Here is a 16,287-nt window from a genome sequence, read left to right on the forward strand (position 1 = left end):
GAACAGGGAACAGGGAACAGGGAACAGAGATTAAGAAGGAATATTCAGGCATTTTCTTCAATAACCAACATTATTTCCCTTATACGGTAAGCTTTTTCGGATTTTATCAAAACAATTTAGCATATTAGGTACTGAAGAACCTAACTATCTAGAAAATTTTATTAAGGGTTTAAATAAAATAGTATTCAGGAAGTTTCTACTAATGGAGACATGAAATAGATGATAAATCATAGGAATATTTCATAATGATTGGAAAAATGAACCTATATCTTTAGCTGGATTTTTAAGAGGATATAGGGTGAAAAAGTGGAGATTTATTATTTCTGTCGAAGGATGATTTTAGATGAAAATCTCATCTACCTTTGGTTAGGGATAAAGTAAGATAAACTGCTAAAAAAAAATCAGGACATATTTCTAGGAAGACACAATTATCAAGAGTGAGTATACCAATGAGTGAAATTAGCATTATTTTAATAGAAGATCATGATTTAACCAGAATGGGACTCAGAGCTGCATTACAATCTCACAGCGCTCTGAGGGTAATAGGTGAAGCAGCAAATGCCACTCAAGGACTGAAACTTTTGGAAACAGCTAAACCAGATGTGGCAGTGGTAGATATTGGCTTACCTGATATGGATGGTATTGAACTCACTCGCAAATTTAGACGTTACCAAGCAGAAACAGGGCAAACGGCCACCAAAATTCTGATTTTAACAATGGACCATACAGAAGATGCTGTACTAGCAGCTTTTGCTGCGGGTGCGGATTCTTATTATATGAAAGAGACTAGCATCAATAAATTAACTGAGGCAATACAAGCAACTTATGACGGTAACTCTTGGATTGATCCAGCGATCGCCAATGTGGTACTACGGAAAATGCGCCAAGGTATTCCCGGAGAAAGCCAAGCCACGGATAAGCAGAAAACAGTTAAAATTGGAGCACTGCCAACGGAATACGAACAAGTTTTAGAAACCTATCCTCTGACTCAACGGGAACTAGAAATTTTAGAGTTGATTGTAGCTGGATGCAGCAATGGGCAAATTGCCGAGCAGCTATACATCACAGTGGGGACAGTTAAAACTCATGTTCGTAACATCCTCAATAAACTCTGTGCTGATGACCGTACCCAAGCAGCAGTACGTGCTCTGCGTTCTGGTTTGGTCGGTTAATCATTAATTGTTGCTACTAAGTAAGTAGGCATTAAAATTTGTCGTTATGACAAGGGAACACCGGAACAGGGAACGGGGAACAGAGAAGAGGTTTTGGGACACTTTACTCTTCGTTACATACTTCGGGTTTTTTCTGTTCACCTACTTACTAGCACCATTTTTGATTTAAGCAATCAGCAATGCGGCGTGCAGCGCCTGGTTTACCCATGCGCCGTATTCCGTTATGGGCAATCATCTGTAACCTATCAGGATTTTGGCACAGGTATTCTACCATGTGAGGAACTTGTGCGGGATGATCGACTAAAAATAGAGATGCTCCTAAAAGTCGGCTTTGAGCTTCGGCAAAGGCGGGGTTATATTGGGGACCATCACCGGGAATGGCGATGGCTGGTTTGCCTAAACCTACAAATTGTTCGGTTGCTGTACCAGCCATGGCGATCGCAAAATCTCCCCAATATAAGCAATCATTATAAGCTTGTTGTGTCAAGACCAAATAACTGTTTCCTTGCTGAAATATCAAAGCATCAGGATCGCCAATGGGGACAGGAGATTCTCCATGGGTTTGCCAAGCTTGAGAGTCAATAGTGCGGGATAAAATACTTTGATCTAAACCAGGAGCGATCGCACCTAAGAACACCATAGAACTATAACTATGTAAAATCCCATCTGCTTCTGAGAAACTAGCCATTAATGCGGAAACAGCACTCATAATCACTTCCCAGTTAGCGTAGGCTTCCGGAGGACGGGAACCCGGTAAGAGAGTAATCACTAATGGTCTGGCTATTTCTTGCTCATCAGGGGCTGATATACAGGTCGGTTTTAGACCATCCATCATGGGATTACCCACTTCAATTGCAGGAATTGACCAATTTCGTAATATTTCGGTAGTTAACGCATCCCTAGGAAACACAGCCTGACAACGGCCACAACTCATCAACCAACGTTCCCAAGGATGATAAATTGAACCAGAAAAGTTTTCCCAACGTGCAGCTTTTGATTTCCTGGTTAATAGTCCTACTTCATCACGCACGTAATACTCTGATTTTGCAGTACCAACGAAAGCATAATTACCACCACTAAAAAAGGCAAATAACAGAGGAACAATATCCCCCACAGCTAAAATAGCGCTGTTGTTACCTAATTTTTTTTGAGAACCCACCCAACCACGAACAGCATGAATTTGATTGAGGGTAAGTTGCACCAAACCGCCACGTACATCTTTGATCAGCTGCTTGCCATCCATGTAAATAAAACCACCAGAGGGCATAGTGCGTACTGAACCAATACAGGGGATACCTAGCTCTTGGTAAGCACGCCCTTCACCGACTAAAGGTAATGCAAAGATATCTGGGGGGTTTTCTTGTTGTTGGAGTTCCTGTAAAATTCTCACAGCAATCATATCTTCTCCGTGACCATTACTTAAAACAAGTACCTGGAAAGGAGAAAAACAAGAAGCTGCATCTGGCGATAATTGGGAGATATTACTCATAAAAACACGGTTAATGGGAAATTGTTGCTGGTAAAGAAAATTTACCGACTATAATCGGGTCAAAAACAAAATATTAAAATTAACTGTTGGTTTGGGCAAGATATGCTCATGAATTCATTTCAGTACAACTCACTCCCATTTCATTAGACTAGAGTATTAATTATGCGAGTTTCTTCTGCTGCAATTCTAACTTTAGCTAGTTTGGCAGCTAGCAATATTACCTTAAAAGCAACAGCTACATCACTTACAATTGCTTCCCCAGCACCCAAGGGGAAAGGTGTCGTGACAGTAAATGTTGCTCAAGGGTTGGTAGGTGAGATTAAGTTTCGCTTTATTAATAAGGATGGTCAAACCCTTGATAGTCAGGGTAAACCGGTGGTCGGACGTACCCACCCAGATTTCCTCAGACAGCAGTTACAACTCAAGTCTGGGCAAATTTTTCGAGAAAATACTCTGCGCCAAGATATACAACGGTTATATCGTACTGGCTTATTTGAAACTGTGAATGTTACCCTCGAAGGTGATAGCCAAACAATTAATTTAGTTTACGAACTGAAAGAATTTAACACCGGTACTATTAATTTAGGTGCTAGCTTTAACTCTGACGTGGGATTATTTGCCACCTTAAGCTATCAAGACCGGAATTTTGGCGGTATTAATGATAACTTAGGTGTAAATGTGGGTCTGAGTCTCAATGATTTGCAGTTTAATACTCAGTTTACTAGTCCTTATCGTGCCACTGCACCTGATCGCTTAGGCTACAAAATTAATGCTTTCCGTCGCCGGGAGATTTCCCCAACTTTTCGTAAAGGTGTGACACTACCCAATGGTGACAGGGTGCGGGAAGCCCGGATTGGTACTGGTATCAGCTTCCAGCAACCCCTGGATAATTGGGATACGACTTTGGGATTTAACTACACTCGCACTAGTATTCGCGATCGCCAAGGTAATATTACCCCAACAGAGGCTGGGGGCAATAGCCTCTCCGTTAGTGGTACTGGTATTGATGATTTGTTTACAGTATCCTTTCTGGCCATACAAGATCAACGAGATAATATTTTTAATCCTATTCAAGGTTCTGTAGTCAGACTTAGCACAGAACAATCTTTACCACTTGGTCAAGGTAATATTGCCATGAACCGGTTCAAGGCTAACTATACACAATATATGCCCGTCAAGTTTTTTAACAGTAATAGTACACAGCCACAAGTATTCGCTGTGAATTTTCAAGCTGGTACAGTAATTGGTGTTTTACCAGCATATGAAAGTTTTAACTTGGGTGGTTCTAATTCGGTGCGGGGTTATGATCGAGGGGACTTGGGTAGTGGTCGCACTTATGTATTAGCTAGCGCCGAGTACCGGTTCCCCATTGTGCCAGTGTTGGGGGGTGTAGTATTCGCCGATTTTGCCTCCGACTTAGGCTCTGGTAGTACTGTATTGGGAGATCCAGGTGGGATGCAGGGTAAACCTGGTCATGGTTTTGGTTATGGCGCTGGAGTACGTATTGAGTCACCTCTGGGCTTAATTCGGGCTGATTATGGTATAAATGACCAGGGCGAAGGCAAACTCCATATAGATATAGGACAGCGATTTTAAGGGCATCCTCTCAGGTCTACTGTATGATGAGAAAGATGAAGGTGTTAATATTAAGCGGGAGGTTTTCCAGTTCGACAGTTGGAAATATAGCGGTTTTCATGGAGATGAGTTACAGAATTATCTGTGTTCATCTGGCGATTTAGAATTGCCAGAAGACCGTATAATCAGCAATATCTGCTTAATCAGCACTCAGATTCAACACTTTCTATGTTAGCAGGCACAACTTTGCAAGGTGGTAAATATACCCTAGTTCAGGAAATAGGGCGCGGTGGCTTTGGCATTACCTTTAAGGCTAATCATAACTACTTAGGTCAGGAGGTAGTGATCAAAACTATCAATGAACGGCTGCGTCAACATCCTGATTTTGCTAAGTTTGAGCGCCAATTCCAAGATGAAGCCAGAAGATTGGCCATTTGTATCCATCCTCACATTGTCCGCGTCAGTGACTTTTTTGTGGAAGCTGGACTACCTTATATGGTGATGGAATACATTCGTGGCTATACTTTGGGAGAAGCATTTGTATTACCGGCTATACCCATCCCGGAAGCCACCGCAATTCATTATATTCGTCAAATTGGCTCGGCATTACAGGTGGTACATAACAATGGTTTGCTGCACCGGGATGTCAAGCCAGATAATATTATCCTGCGAGAGGGAACTCAGGAAGTAGTGCTGATTGATTTTGGCATTGCTCGGGAATTTAATCATGGTGTGAGGCAAACTCACACTGGAATGGTTTCTGAGGGCTATTCTCCCCTAGAACAATATTTAACCCAAGCACAGCGCACACCCGCTACAGATGTTTATGGTTTAGCCGCAACTTTGTATGCTTTGTTGACAGGACAGGTTCCGTTACCAGTATTGTTACGCGATCGCGAGAAAATGTCATCTCCTCGCGAACTGCAACCGCACGTGAGTGCGGCTGTGAATGAAGCGGTCATGCGTGGTATGGCGGTAGAACCTCAATTTCGTCCGGCAACAGTTGCAGAATGGTTGCAATTATTGCCTGGACATACCATGAATGCACAGCGAGCAGTGACAACTCAGACAGTACCAACTGTAGTCTTACCTGTGCAGCAGCGGCAAAAAGTTGTGGTCAAACGGCAAAAAAAGCTATCAAGGTCTGAGAACCAGGGTGCTGCTCGAATCTTCGTAGCTCTAACTGTAGCACTTGTTGCAGGCACAGCAGGTTTTGGTATTACTAGGATATTTTCTAATTCTCGGACACAGTTATCTTCACCAGAGCTATTTGAACAGCCCACAGTTGAGCCGGAACCAAAAACACCATTGGGTAATGCACCATCTTCATTGGAGAAAGAACAGATTAACAGGAGAGCAAATCCCCGTAATTCCTTACCGCGTCGCTCTGTACCCGTGAGAACTCGTAGAACAGTCGAGGATGATGTTCCCGTGGTTCAGAAGCAAATTCCAAATACCAGTAACAGCACTTCCACCGAAAGTGCGCCACCACCCATATCTACTCAGCCATCAGTCACACCTAGCACTACTCCCACACCACCATTAGTGGAGACATTACGAAAAATCCGTGATGATCGTGAGGCTTCACAGCAAAAGGGTTCCCAGGAAAATACTTTACCGACTATGGGTAAAGATATGGGATCACCCCCCCCCGTGAGTCCATCCAATCCCACGATCAATATCCCCACACAGCCAGTGGAAACTCAAGGGTCAAGTCCTCCGCCTGTGGAAGTCCCAAGTTGGGAAAACAAGCCGAATTAATTATCTATAAAGAAGGTAAGCCGAAAACCCCACCAGAAACAGCAACTAAGTTGCTGGCTTTTTGCTGTGGCTACGCTAGGGGCTATCAGGGGAGGCTTGAAAGCCAACTTACAGCATATTTCAGGTAAATGAAGTACAAATATGCATGATAAAACTCTTGTCGTGCGGGCATCTTACCGGCTACCAGCTTACCTGACAAGAGATGCAATATGCTGTGTATGAGTTTCACGAACTACTGAAAAATCATCAAGATGATGTAAAAATTGAGGCTATTTTAGACAATTATAGCTAGAGCGGTAAGCAAGGCGCCACGGATCAGGCTTATCGCCCGCATAAAGCTTGCACTTTTAACAGCTTTATAATCCCCATATTCTTGATGGGGATTATGGAGAATATCTTGCTATTTCATGGAATTATCTGTAATATCTAAAAATCATCCCAAAAGAACTATAACTTGATAGATTAACCGTAGATTAAATTCAGGAGCACAAGGTCAGTATGTCGCAATATATTTGGAATCGATGGAAACCCACGTCTTTAAAAAGTTTTATTTCGCTGTTTTTAGTAGGAATCAGTTTAAGTGGTGTTATCGCCGCCTGCTCTCCTTCTCCTGATAAGAGTGGTAGCACTTCACAAACAAAAGAACTGACCCTAGTCAGCTACGCCGTCACCCGCGCCGCCTACGAAAAAATCATTCCCCTATTCGCCAAAGAGTGGCAAGAAAAGACAGGCCAAACTGTCAAATTTGACCAGAGCTATGGCGGATCAGGCTCCCAAACCCGTGCGGTGCTTGATGGATTAGAGGCAGATATTGTCGCCCTAGCTCTATCAGCAGATACCTTGCAACTCCAGGATGCCGGATTGATTAAACCAGGTTGGGAGAAAAAGACACCCAACGGTGATGGTATTGTCCATCGTTCCGTGGGTGTGATTGTTACTCGTGAAGGCAACCCTAAAAACATTAAAGACTGGGATGATTTAGCCCGCAGTGATGTCAGTGTTATTACTGCTAACCCCAAAACCTCTGGTGGCGCTCGTTGGAACTATATGGCCTTGTGGGGAAAGGTAACTAAAACAGGCGGCACTGAAAAACAAGCCAAAGACTTTGTGACTAAAGTCTACAAGAACGTGGCAGTTCTACCCAGAGATGCACGGGAAGCTACTGATGCATTCTTCGTACAAAAACAGGGAGATGCACTGATAAACTATGAAAACGAAGTCATCTTAGCTAAACAACAGGGACAAAACTTACCCTACGTAATTCCCGAAGTTAATATTTCCATTGATAACCCGATTGCCGTAGTCGATAGCTATGTTGATAAGCGAGGTAACCGGGAAGTAGCAGAAGCTTTTGTGCAGTTTCTTTTTACCCCCGCAGCCCAGCGCGAATTTGCCAAAGTGGGTTTCCGACCAGTTGTACCAGAAGTAGTTGCGGAATTTGCCGATACCTATCCCCAAATCTCCAAGTTATTCACCATTGAAGACTTTGGTGGATGGAATCAAGTTAGTCCGAAATTCTTTGCCGATGGTGCAATCTTTGACGACATCCAAGCCAATATAGCCCGACGCTAGAGCTAACTTTTTGTATTTCTGAAAAATAGGTAGTTTGAATATGGTTACCAACAATCAAATCACTCACAGACAAATTCGCCTGCGAATTCCCACCAATTTTCATCAAGAACCGGTTATTTCGCGTTTAGTCTCGGACTATGGTTTAACGATTAATATTACAGCGGCGATTTTGGGTGCAAATGCTGTGGGTGACGGTTGGTTTGAACTGGATTTACAAGGTTTTACAACACAGATAGATGATGCTATCAATTGGCTCCGGGATATAGAGCTAGAAATCTGGGATGAAAATAGCGTCGGCGATTGGTGATTAACTGTTCTCTTAGTTCCCTAATCTTATGCCACGTAAAAAAATACACCCAATAACTGCCATTGATACCCGCATCCGTATACCCCTGCATTACCAACGCCAACCTTTGATTTCTCGTTTGGTATCCCGCTATGGTGTCAGGGTGAATATCAAGGCGGCGATGCTCTCAGCTACAGACAGCTACGGTTGGTTTGACTTACAACTCCAAGGTAAATCTCAACATATTGATGATGGACTGCTGTATTTACATAACTTGGGAGTAGATTTAATGCATACAGGTATTACAGAGGCTATGCAGCGTAATTTAGGTTCTCGGTCATTTCCGCGTCCAAGGCCAGAAATACCTACACCTGGAATAAATTATACTTACCAATTTTACGGCGGTCAATCCTATCGGCTGGGCTTGCAAATTTGTATTTTCAAAGATTACTACCAGACACCCATCATTTTTGATTTAGTCTCTGGCTATGGAATCACAGTCAATATTATTGGGGCTTCACTACCAGCAAATCAGCAAGAGGATGGTTGGTTTGATTTAGACCTGTGGGGTAAACCGCAGCAACTTTTTTCTAGTTGCGATTATTTGGAAAACCTGAAGTTACCACTATGGTTAGATGCTTCTTCTTTGCATGGACAGATTATCTAAATCAAATATTGATTTATGGTTTTATTTGTTGGTCAAAGTATGAGCATGACTCGACTACGTGTGCGTTTACATATTCCTCAATTTTACTTGCAAGAACCAATTATTTCTCAAATGATTTCTCGCTATCAATTGACAGTTAATATTACCGGAGCAGAGCTAGACAAAAATACTAATGAACAAGGATGTTTTGACTTAGAACTAGAAGGTTCTATGTCTCACATCAATAGTTGTTTAACTTATCTGGAATCTTTAAATCTGAAAATTTTAGGTAAGTCCAGTCCAGATGGTGATAGTTGGCATTGTTGATTTGTTTAGATTGTTTGTTTTTAAATTTCATAGTGCCAAATATCCTCTTCCCGCAGCACAATTCTATGTAACCGCAGCCTGTGAATAGATCCTTGTTCTTCTAATTTTTGCAAAATACGAGTGATGGTGACGCGAGTAGAACCAATGGTTTCAGCAATGTCTTGGTGAGTCAGACGCAAATCAATTAGTCTACCTTTTTGAACTTCTCGCCCAAATCTATTCGCTAGCCATTCTAACAACTTAATAACCATAATTTCTACGGTTTTATGGCTACGAATTACCATTAATTCCTCTGTTCGCTGAAGATGTAACCTTAAAATTTGGAGTAATTCCGATGAATCTTGAATTTCCACTGCGCTTAATTCCACTTTAGTGAGGCACTCAATTTGATAAGGTTCTGTTTTAGACAATACTGTTCCAATAATGGCACCTACTCCCCATAGACCCAGGGTGACAATTGTCCCATCTTCATGCCATGTGACGATTCGCACGACACCTTGCTCAATTTTCCACAGATAATCGTTGTTTCTTGGCAGTATAGAGCGGGAGGAAAAGCTGGTTTTCAGATGACGTATAGGAGGTGTAAAAGCAGAGGATAAAGTTGTTATGTTCATAAAGTCCTAAAAGTTGATAGACAAACCGTAGTTAATTTTAATATATACCAAGTTGGAGGAACAAAGAACGATGGGAATTTTAATTGAAAATATTTCTAAGCACTTCGGTAGCTTCCATGCTGTAGATAATGTGAGTTTGGAGATTAAAACTGGGTCTCTGGTGGCGCTGTTAGGGCCTTCCGGCTCAGGAAAGTCTACATTGCTACGGATAATTGCTGGTTTAGAGAAACCAGACAGTGGCGATATTTGGTTGGTAGGGGAAAATTCTACGTACCAGAGTGTACAGGAACGTAATATTGGCTTTGTTTTCCAGCATTATGCGCTGTTTAAACACTTGACGGTGCGTGATAATATTTGCTTTGCAATGAGTTTGCGTAAACATCCCAAAAACCGCATCCGCCAACGGGTTGATGAACTTTTGGAATTGGTACAGATGCAACAATTTGGCGATCGCTATCCTTCTCAGCTTTCTGGTGGTCAACGACAACGCATCGCCTTAGCCCGGTCACTAGCTGTACAACCCCGGATTTTATTATTAGATGAACCTTTTGGGGCATTAGATGCTAAAGTTCGTAAGGATTTACGTGTTTGGTTACGTAATCTGCATTCGGAAGTTCACGTCACAACCGTATTTGTTACCCACGACCAAGAAGAAGCAATGGAAGTGGCTGATGAACTTGTGGTGATGAATCAGGGAAGGGTAGAACAAGTTGGAACTCCGTCCGAAATTTATGACAACCCAGCTACAGCCTTTGTGATGGGTTTTATTGGCCCCGTAAATGTTCTCCCGACTAATATTGGGATCATACCCAACAAAGGTACAGCGTCCATTAATCAAAAAGTATTTTTACGACCACAAGATATTTTGATTGGGAAGACTCCTGATGAGAATAGCACTTCTGCGACTGTTGAGCGAATTACTCATCTGGGTTGGGAAATTCGCATTGAGTTGGTTTTGCGGTCTGGTGAGATGGTGAATGCTCACCTGAATCGAGAACAGTTTAATCAGCTTCAGTTAGAAAAAGGACAGCGTGTCTATATTAAACCGAAACAAGCCAGAGTTTTTGCTACGGCTAATGGCGTAAGATAGTCGCTAATAATTAAACGCAGATGGACGCAGATAAACGCAGATAGTTTTGTACTTTATTAGACTAGGAAATGCTATGTTACCTCCTCATTCATAATTATGACAGTGAGGAGGTTTGTGTTTGGGATTTCCCCAAAGTAATCACTGCTAAATTCCCGCCCCATCTAAAAATTCTTCAATCATTAAGTTGCTTTCATTCTTAACCTCTTGATTGTGGAGAATCTCTGCTTGGTGACTAGATGGATGGAAACCTACATCTAATTGTTCTACTTGTTTTTCTAAATCTTTGACACGTTCAAAGAGGGCGCGGATGACTTCTGCTTCTACATCTCGAACTTTTCCATGTCCCAAAATATCAGTATTATCCGCACGAATTAAACGCCCTGGAACTCCCACTACTGTTGTGTCGCTGGGGACATCACGTAGGACAACTGAACCTGCACCAATGCGAACATTATGACCAATTTGAATATTACCTAAGACTTTCGCACCTGCTCCTACAACTACATTCTCACCCAAGGTAGGGTGACGCTTGCCGATTTCTTTTCCGGTTCCGCCAAGGGTGACTCCTTGATAAATGAGTGCATAATCACCAACTATCGCTGTTTCACCAATAACTACGCCCATTCCGTGGTCAATAAATACACCTTTACCAATTTTCGCGCCTGGGTGAATTTCAATTCCGGTGACAAATCTACTGATAGTGGAAATAAAGCGGGGAATAAAAGGAACACCAATTTTATACAACCAATGGGTGAGGCGATGAAACATCAAGGCTTGCAGTCCAGGATAGCAGAAGATAATCTCTAGCCAATTACGGGCGGCGGGATCTCGTTCAGAAATTGTGCGTAAGTCAGTTAAAAGCATAGTTTTGTGCTGGGGTATGAAGATATCCTGATTTTGGATTTGAAGTAATAAATATTACTAGCTTGAATTACCCATGACTAAATAAATGAACTTTGGGTAAACTCATTGTCCCTGAAATTCAGAGCTTTTTGATTAATCTCCAGTAAACGCATAGATTTATAGTACTTTAATTAAGTTTTAATAAACTGTATCTCCTTAAACATTGTTTTTAGCAGTTTTCTCGCTTAAAGTACAATAAGTCTATCAATTTACCGTGGTATGATGAGTGAAACCTTAAAAAAACAGAACTATAGCCTCTTGGATCTATCAGCCAAGGTGGAATATGCTCTGTTGGCACTTTTAGAATTAGCCAGCTGTTCTGCTCGTAAAACACCCATGACCATGAGTGATATTTCCGCCAAGCACCCTATACCAGAGCGTTATCTGGAGCAAATTCTCACAAGTCTACGGTGGGCGGGTGTGGTGCAGAGTCAGCGTGGTTCTAAGGGTGGTTTTATTTTGACGCGAGAACCTTGGCAACTGACGCTGCTGGAAGTGGTGATTATGTTGGATGGAGAACACAAAGAAAAAGAATCTTTGGCTGAAAACACTTTAGAACAAAAGTTGTTACGGGATATTTGGCATGAAGCAGATAGTTCGGCACAAGCTGTTTTGAGCCAATATACTATTCAAGATTTATGCGAGCAGCGAGAAGCACGCCTCCAGCAGAGTGAGATGTATTACATTTAGGGACACAGGAATTTTTTATGAAAATTGCCAAAAATATTACAGAGTTAGTCGGACGCACCCCCTTAGTACAGTTAAACAGAATTCCTCAAGGGGAAGGGGCTGTGGCACAGATTGTGGTGAAGTTAGAAAGCATGAATCCATCGGCTTCTGTGAAAGACAGAATTGGTGTGAGTATGGTGGAAACCGCAGAGGAGGAGGGTTTAATTCATCCAGGTAAAACGATATTGGTAGAACCCACTTCGGGGAATACGGGTATTGCTCTGGCAATGGTAGCGGCGGCGAAGGGCTATCATTTGATTCTGACTATGCCGGATACGATGAGTACAGAAAGACGGGCGATGTTGAGAGCTTATGGCGCTCAGTTGGAGTTAACGCCTGGAGTTGAAGGGATGCGGGGAGCGATCGACAAAGCGGAGCAAATTGTGTCAGAATTGCCTCATGCCTATATGTTGCAACAGTTCCGTAACCCAGCTAACCCCAAAGTACATCGTCAAACCACTGCGGAAGAAATTTGGTCAGATACAGATGGACAGGTAGATATTTTAGTAGCGGGAGTGGGGACTGGGGGAACATTGACTGGTGTAGCTGAGGTGATCAAGCAACGTAAGCCCAGTTTTCAAGTTATTGCTGTGGAACCTACTAATAGTCAAGTGCTTTCGGGAGGAAAATCGGGGCCGCATAAAATTCAAGGAATTGGTGCGGGATTTATCCCAGCGATTTACCGTCTGGAACTGACTGATGAAGTAATTGCAGTTAATGATCAAGATGCGATCGCTTATAGTCGTAGATTAGCAAAAGAAGAAGGTATATTATCAGGCATCTCCACAGGTGCAGCTTTGTATGCAGCCATTCAAGTAGCCAAGCGTCCTGAAAATAGCGGTAAGTTGATCGTTATAGTCCAACCTAGTTTTGGCGAGCGTTACTTGAGTACTACATTATTCAAGGATTTGTCAGAGTCGGAAGTCATCCATTAGTTCCCTCCGACAAAGAATGTACAGACGTTCCACGGAAAGTCTCTACTCATATCTTGCTTGTTCATCCATATCATCTCACTCAGCAATTTACATCCTGCTACTCCAGAATATAACTGTTCAAATAATCTAGGGGAACAGTAAACACATAGTATATTACTCCCCCACCCAGGAGAACCACAGCTAAACTCGCCAAAAATATCCAACGGTCTGGCGGTTGATAAGTATCTTCGTCAATGTCACGGCGAACTGCGAAATAATGCTGAGTAGACAGTAACACTGATAACACACCGACAATAGCAAATGCCAAACCCAACTTCCAACCATTACCAGGGGGTTGTGGTGCTACGGGTGGTCGGATAATCCGCAACCGCACAATTAACACACCAAAACCCATGAGTGCAATTCCACTCCGCATCCATGCCAAATAAGTCCGTTCATTTGCTAGATGATCCCGGATTCTGTCCGAGCGATACATCTTCTTTCCTAACTTATTCAATTCCAATCTTTCTGTTTCCATCTTCATAAGATTTGCACTGGGAAGTAACTATTCAAAATTTTTAATACTTAATTGATATTTTCTCACATAAACAAAAATTATCAAAGCAATAATACATAATTCACAAGTTTTTCTCCTAATTTATTACTGAGGCATCTAATTAGATAATGCACAGAAATTTTCCATAAATTATTTTGATCAAACTTCTATAATTAATAGTTTTTAATTTGCCAATAACTTTAATTACATAAATAGGAGCCAGAATAAATCTGACTCCCATGTTTTATCAACTTACTAGCTTTATTGAAAAATTAATCCTTAATCATCTATTCTGGCGGTAGTAAGTCCAGCATCCAGTGCAGCTTGGATATTTTCAGGAATCAACCAGTTAGCTTCACCGGGTTGGATAACTTTAGCAGGTGGGATATTGAATTCAGTTTCTCCAGTTTCGGCGTTTGTTGTCGCAACTAACCGAGTTCCATGCACAATCTTTAAAGCTTGAGGAGATGTAGCTGCTTGTGATTCTGTAGCCTCTTGTCCAGGAATATAAACGCCTTGACAGTCCCACTCATCATCGGTTTCTACACCACTGGGGAGCAAATACAATTCATTATCGTAGGTTGAGGTAGATTTTTTTGATTTCTCACCGTACACCAGCAAGGTTTTCTCTGTGTCATTGCGACAAATTCCTACAGGATTTTCGCTATTTTCCAGAAGATATTTTTGAAATTTTAAATTAGCAATTTCTAGCTGATTTTCTGGTGTGGAGCCTTGAGATTTTTCCTCTTGCAAAGCAGTATCTAATGCTTCGGTGATTTCTATATAGTCTGGGTCTGAACTATATTTTTCTCCTGCCCAGGATGGTTGAAAAATCATTAAATTTCCTAGCATTAATAAGCAGACAAGAGCAATTTTAACAAGATATTTGGAAACTTTTTTCATGTTTTTTCCTGAATAGTTGTATATGTTTGAGCAATGTATAACTACCTAATTTAAGGTGTTATGTCAGATTTTTTTCACCTATCTATTGATGCAACTTACATTTATTTAATATTCATCTTAGTTTAACCCTAGATAAAATCTCATGTTCGGGTGATCCCAAAGAAAACGTGTATTTTTCTTGCCAAGCATTTTTGCCGACAACTAACAGGTAAGCAGCAAGACTGACACAAGTGATGATAGCTAAGGCGGGAGTTTCTAAAGTGTGGCTTTCCATCAAAATAGAAGCACCCAAGCCGATTAAAATGAACGGAACGAGGGGATTTCCGTAGCGAACAATCAAAGCAGCGATCGCACTGACTTGAGTTAAACAATAAGCTGTATAACACCATACACCCACCATCACAAATAACACTGCCAAAATCACCAGTAAGCTATCCCAGGTATTGGTAGCAAACATTGGCATATAGATACTGATATTGTCCCCACCATTGGCGATGGTAACAGATGCAACAGCGTAAGATTGCGGTGAAAGAAAGTTACACCACCAAGATGACGAAGATTCGGGGTTGTTAAAATCTTCCTGTTCGTCAGTCTCTGGATTTAATAAACGACTGATACCAATGATCATGGGAACAATACCGAGTAAGCCAATCCAGGATGTTGGGAGGATAAACTTGCCAAAAAAGCTCGGTAAACTGGCAATTACTAACACACTAAAACCCAAATATTGACCGATAACGATGTGACGACGGCGAAAGGAAGCATTTATCTGTGAAAAAAACAGCGATAAGATGACGATATCATCCAGATTTGTGGCAACGAAAGCAGTCAATCCTGTGGGAATAGCAGTTAGTCGCGCAAAGTGCTGTAATGTGTACTTCATTAGCCTGAAAAAGGCTTTATCTTCGGCTACAGGGGTGCTTGTTATTACAGGCATCCCTTCATTTTTTTTGCAGTCCCATGACCTAACGAGGTCCAGTTATTAACGCGCATATTAGTAAACCCACGCCACTCCTGAGGTTAAGAATGTCTGGGGATCGGCTCAAACACAAACAAAATCCACCTAAACATCTGAGGGTTTGGTGGACTTGTGTTTGGTTTTTAGTGGATCCGAGCAGAGTCGAACTGCTGTCCAAATTGGGTATTGACCCCCCGCTCATTCACAGGTTTAGCCTTTCTGACCCTCAAGGCGGGAATCGTTCATTATCCCGAACGTAGGATGCTCTGATTAAGTCTTAGCTAACAAGCCAACCAGAGAACACTTGTTAGAGCGTCCGTTGGGGGTTGGTCTCTAGTCCTTAACGGAGTCAAACCAGAGACGCTCGAACCTGTAAGAGGTTATTAGGCAACTGCTACTGTAGCAGGCTTACGAGCAAATTTAACGATGTTATTCGCATTTACTTTTGTTTTGAGCCTTTGATTTGCGAGAGGAGACTCACTCTCGACCTGAATCACAGAGTAGCTTTCGCCAACCTGTCGAAACCGTTACGGACCCATGAGGTTTATACTTTAATTATAATACGTCGTTGGGGAAATGTGTTGAGAGGGAAAAATTTTTCCGCAAATTTTGAGATGGTTTGATTGAGGAGGTTCTGGGGGCGTAGTATGACCATCCGATACTTTTTTGCTAACATTCACTAACAAATACACTCTTTAAGAGAGGGCGTATCAACCAATGCACGTAGGAAAATCCCTCGCGCACCATTTATGTCCCGGCTCATTACCAGCCCATCAGATGGAGACTTAACGA

At 42.0% G+C, this 16,287-nt stretch carries 15 protein-coding genes, 1 other RNA gene and 1 pseudogene; 10 read left to right on the forward strand and 7 right to left on the reverse strand.

Annotation, left to right across the window (positions count from 1 at the left end; genetic code table 11):
* Positions 1 to 449 precede the first annotated feature (449 nt).
* Positions 450 to 1,172 (forward strand): response regulator transcription factor, encoded by a 723-nt coding sequence (locus PN447_RS14295; protein ID WP_271763706.1) that lies wholly within the window; start codon positions 450 to 452, stop codon positions 1,170 to 1,172.
* A 148-nt stretch (positions 1,173 to 1,320) separates the two neighbouring features.
* Here PN447_RS14295 and PN447_RS14300 read toward each other — a convergent pair whose 3' ends face one another.
* The gene (locus tag PN447_RS14300; protein WP_271763707.1) at positions 1,321 to 2,661 is read right to left on the reverse strand and encodes a lipid-A-disaccharide synthase-related protein; all 1,341 of its coding nucleotides are present in this window, start codon (positions 2,659 to 2,661) and stop codon (positions 1,321 to 1,323) included.
* Between the two features lie 276 nt (positions 2,662 to 2,937).
* Here PN447_RS14300 and PN447_RS14305 point away from each other — a divergent pair.
* From PN447_RS14305 to PN447_RS14330, 6 genes and pseudogenes are all read left to right on the forward strand, one after another.
* A pseudogene (locus tag PN447_RS14305) lies at positions 2,938 to 4,257 on the forward strand (BamA/TamA family outer membrane protein); the annotation flags it as partial.
* Between the two features lie 207 nt (positions 4,258 to 4,464).
* On the forward strand, positions 4,465 to 5,997 hold the full coding sequence (locus PN447_RS14310; RefSeq protein ID WP_271763708.1) for a serine/threonine-protein kinase: 1,533 nt from the start codon (positions 4,465 to 4,467) through the stop codon (positions 5,995 to 5,997).
* A 498-nt stretch (positions 5,998 to 6,495) separates the two neighbouring features.
* Positions 6,496 to 7,569 carry a sulfate ABC transporter substrate-binding protein gene (locus PN447_RS14315; RefSeq protein WP_271763709.1) on the forward strand — a complete coding sequence of 358 codons (1,074 nt, stop codon included), beginning with the start codon at positions 6,496 to 6,498 and terminating at the stop codon, positions 7,567 to 7,569.
* Positions 7,570 to 7,609: 40 nt separating this feature from the next.
* The gene (locus PN447_RS14320; protein WP_271763710.1) at positions 7,610 to 7,876 is read left to right on the forward strand and encodes an NIL domain-containing protein; all 267 of its coding nucleotides are present in this window, start codon (positions 7,610 to 7,612) and stop codon (positions 7,874 to 7,876) included.
* Positions 7,877 to 7,904: 28 nt separating this feature from the next.
* Entirely contained in the window at positions 7,905 to 8,522 is a 618-nt protein-coding gene (locus PN447_RS14325) for an NIL domain-containing protein (protein ID WP_271763711.1), read from the forward strand.
* Positions 8,523 to 8,537: 15 nt separating this feature from the next.
* Positions 8,538 to 8,828 carry an NIL domain-containing protein gene (locus tag PN447_RS14330; protein ID WP_200987155.1) on the forward strand — a complete coding sequence of 97 codons (291 nt, stop codon included), beginning with the start codon at positions 8,538 to 8,540 and terminating at the stop codon, positions 8,826 to 8,828.
* Between the two features lie 20 nt (positions 8,829 to 8,848).
* Here the strand turns inward: PN447_RS14330 and PN447_RS14335 are convergent, their stop codons facing one another.
* Positions 8,849 to 9,442, reverse strand: a complete 594-nt coding sequence (locus PN447_RS14335) for a Crp/Fnr family transcriptional regulator (protein ID WP_271763712.1) — start codon at positions 9,440 to 9,442, stop codon at positions 8,849 to 8,851.
* 70 nt (positions 9,443 to 9,512) lie between these two features.
* Between PN447_RS14335 and PN447_RS14340 the strand changes: the two genes are divergently transcribed.
* Entirely contained in the window at positions 9,513 to 10,532 is a 1,020-nt protein-coding gene (locus PN447_RS14340; RefSeq protein ID WP_271763713.1) for a sulfate/molybdate ABC transporter ATP-binding protein, read from the forward strand.
* 144 nt (positions 10,533 to 10,676) lie between these two features.
* Here the strand turns inward: PN447_RS14340 and cysE are convergent, their stop codons facing one another.
* The gene (gene cysE, locus PN447_RS14345) at positions 10,677 to 11,396 is read right to left on the reverse strand and encodes a serine O-acetyltransferase (RefSeq protein ID WP_271763714.1); all 720 of its coding nucleotides are present in this window, start codon (positions 11,394 to 11,396) and stop codon (positions 10,677 to 10,679) included.
* Between the two features lie 261 nt (positions 11,397 to 11,657).
* Here cysE and PN447_RS14350 point away from each other — a divergent pair, with 261 nt between their 5' ends.
* Both PN447_RS14350 and cysK read left to right on the forward strand, forming a co-directional pair.
* Positions 11,658 to 12,125 carry an RrF2 family transcriptional regulator gene (locus tag PN447_RS14350; RefSeq protein ID WP_271763719.1) on the forward strand — a complete coding sequence of 156 codons (468 nt, stop codon included), beginning with the start codon at positions 11,658 to 11,660 and terminating at the stop codon, positions 12,123 to 12,125.
* A 17-nt stretch (positions 12,126 to 12,142) separates the two neighbouring features.
* Positions 12,143 to 13,099 carry a cysteine synthase A gene (gene cysK / locus PN447_RS14355; protein WP_271763715.1) on the forward strand — a complete coding sequence of 319 codons (957 nt, stop codon included), beginning with the start codon at positions 12,143 to 12,145 and terminating at the stop codon, positions 13,097 to 13,099.
* Between the two features lie 97 nt (positions 13,100 to 13,196).
* On the opposite strand, the gene PN447_RS14360 is transcribed toward cysK, so the two are convergent.
* The 4 genes from PN447_RS14360 to ssrA form a co-directional block, all read right to left on the reverse strand.
* A complete protein-coding gene (locus PN447_RS14360) occupies positions 13,197 to 13,622 on the reverse strand; it encodes a YidH family protein (protein ID WP_271763717.1) in 426 nt (141 codons plus the stop codon).
* 291 nt (positions 13,623 to 13,913) lie between these two features.
* The gene (locus tag PN447_RS14365; RefSeq protein WP_271763718.1) at positions 13,914 to 14,537 is read right to left on the reverse strand and encodes a hypothetical protein; all 624 of its coding nucleotides are present in this window, start codon (positions 14,535 to 14,537) and stop codon (positions 13,914 to 13,916) included.
* Between the two features lie 112 nt (positions 14,538 to 14,649).
* Complete coding sequence (locus tag PN447_RS14370; RefSeq protein ID WP_271763720.1) at positions 14,650 to 15,420, reverse strand: cadmium resistance transporter; 771 nt, start codon at positions 15,418 to 15,420, stop codon at positions 14,650 to 14,652.
* Between the two features lie 219 nt (positions 15,421 to 15,639).
* Positions 15,640 to 16,032, reverse strand: a transfer-messenger RNA (tmRNA) gene (gene ssrA / locus PN447_RS14375).
* Between the last annotated feature and the right edge of the window lie 255 nt (positions 16,033 to 16,287).

It is taken from the genome of Anabaena sp. CS-542/02, assembly GCF_028331085.1.
GTDB lineage: Bacteria > Cyanobacteriota > Cyanobacteriia > Cyanobacteriales > Nostocaceae > Anabaenopsis > Anabaenopsis arnoldii.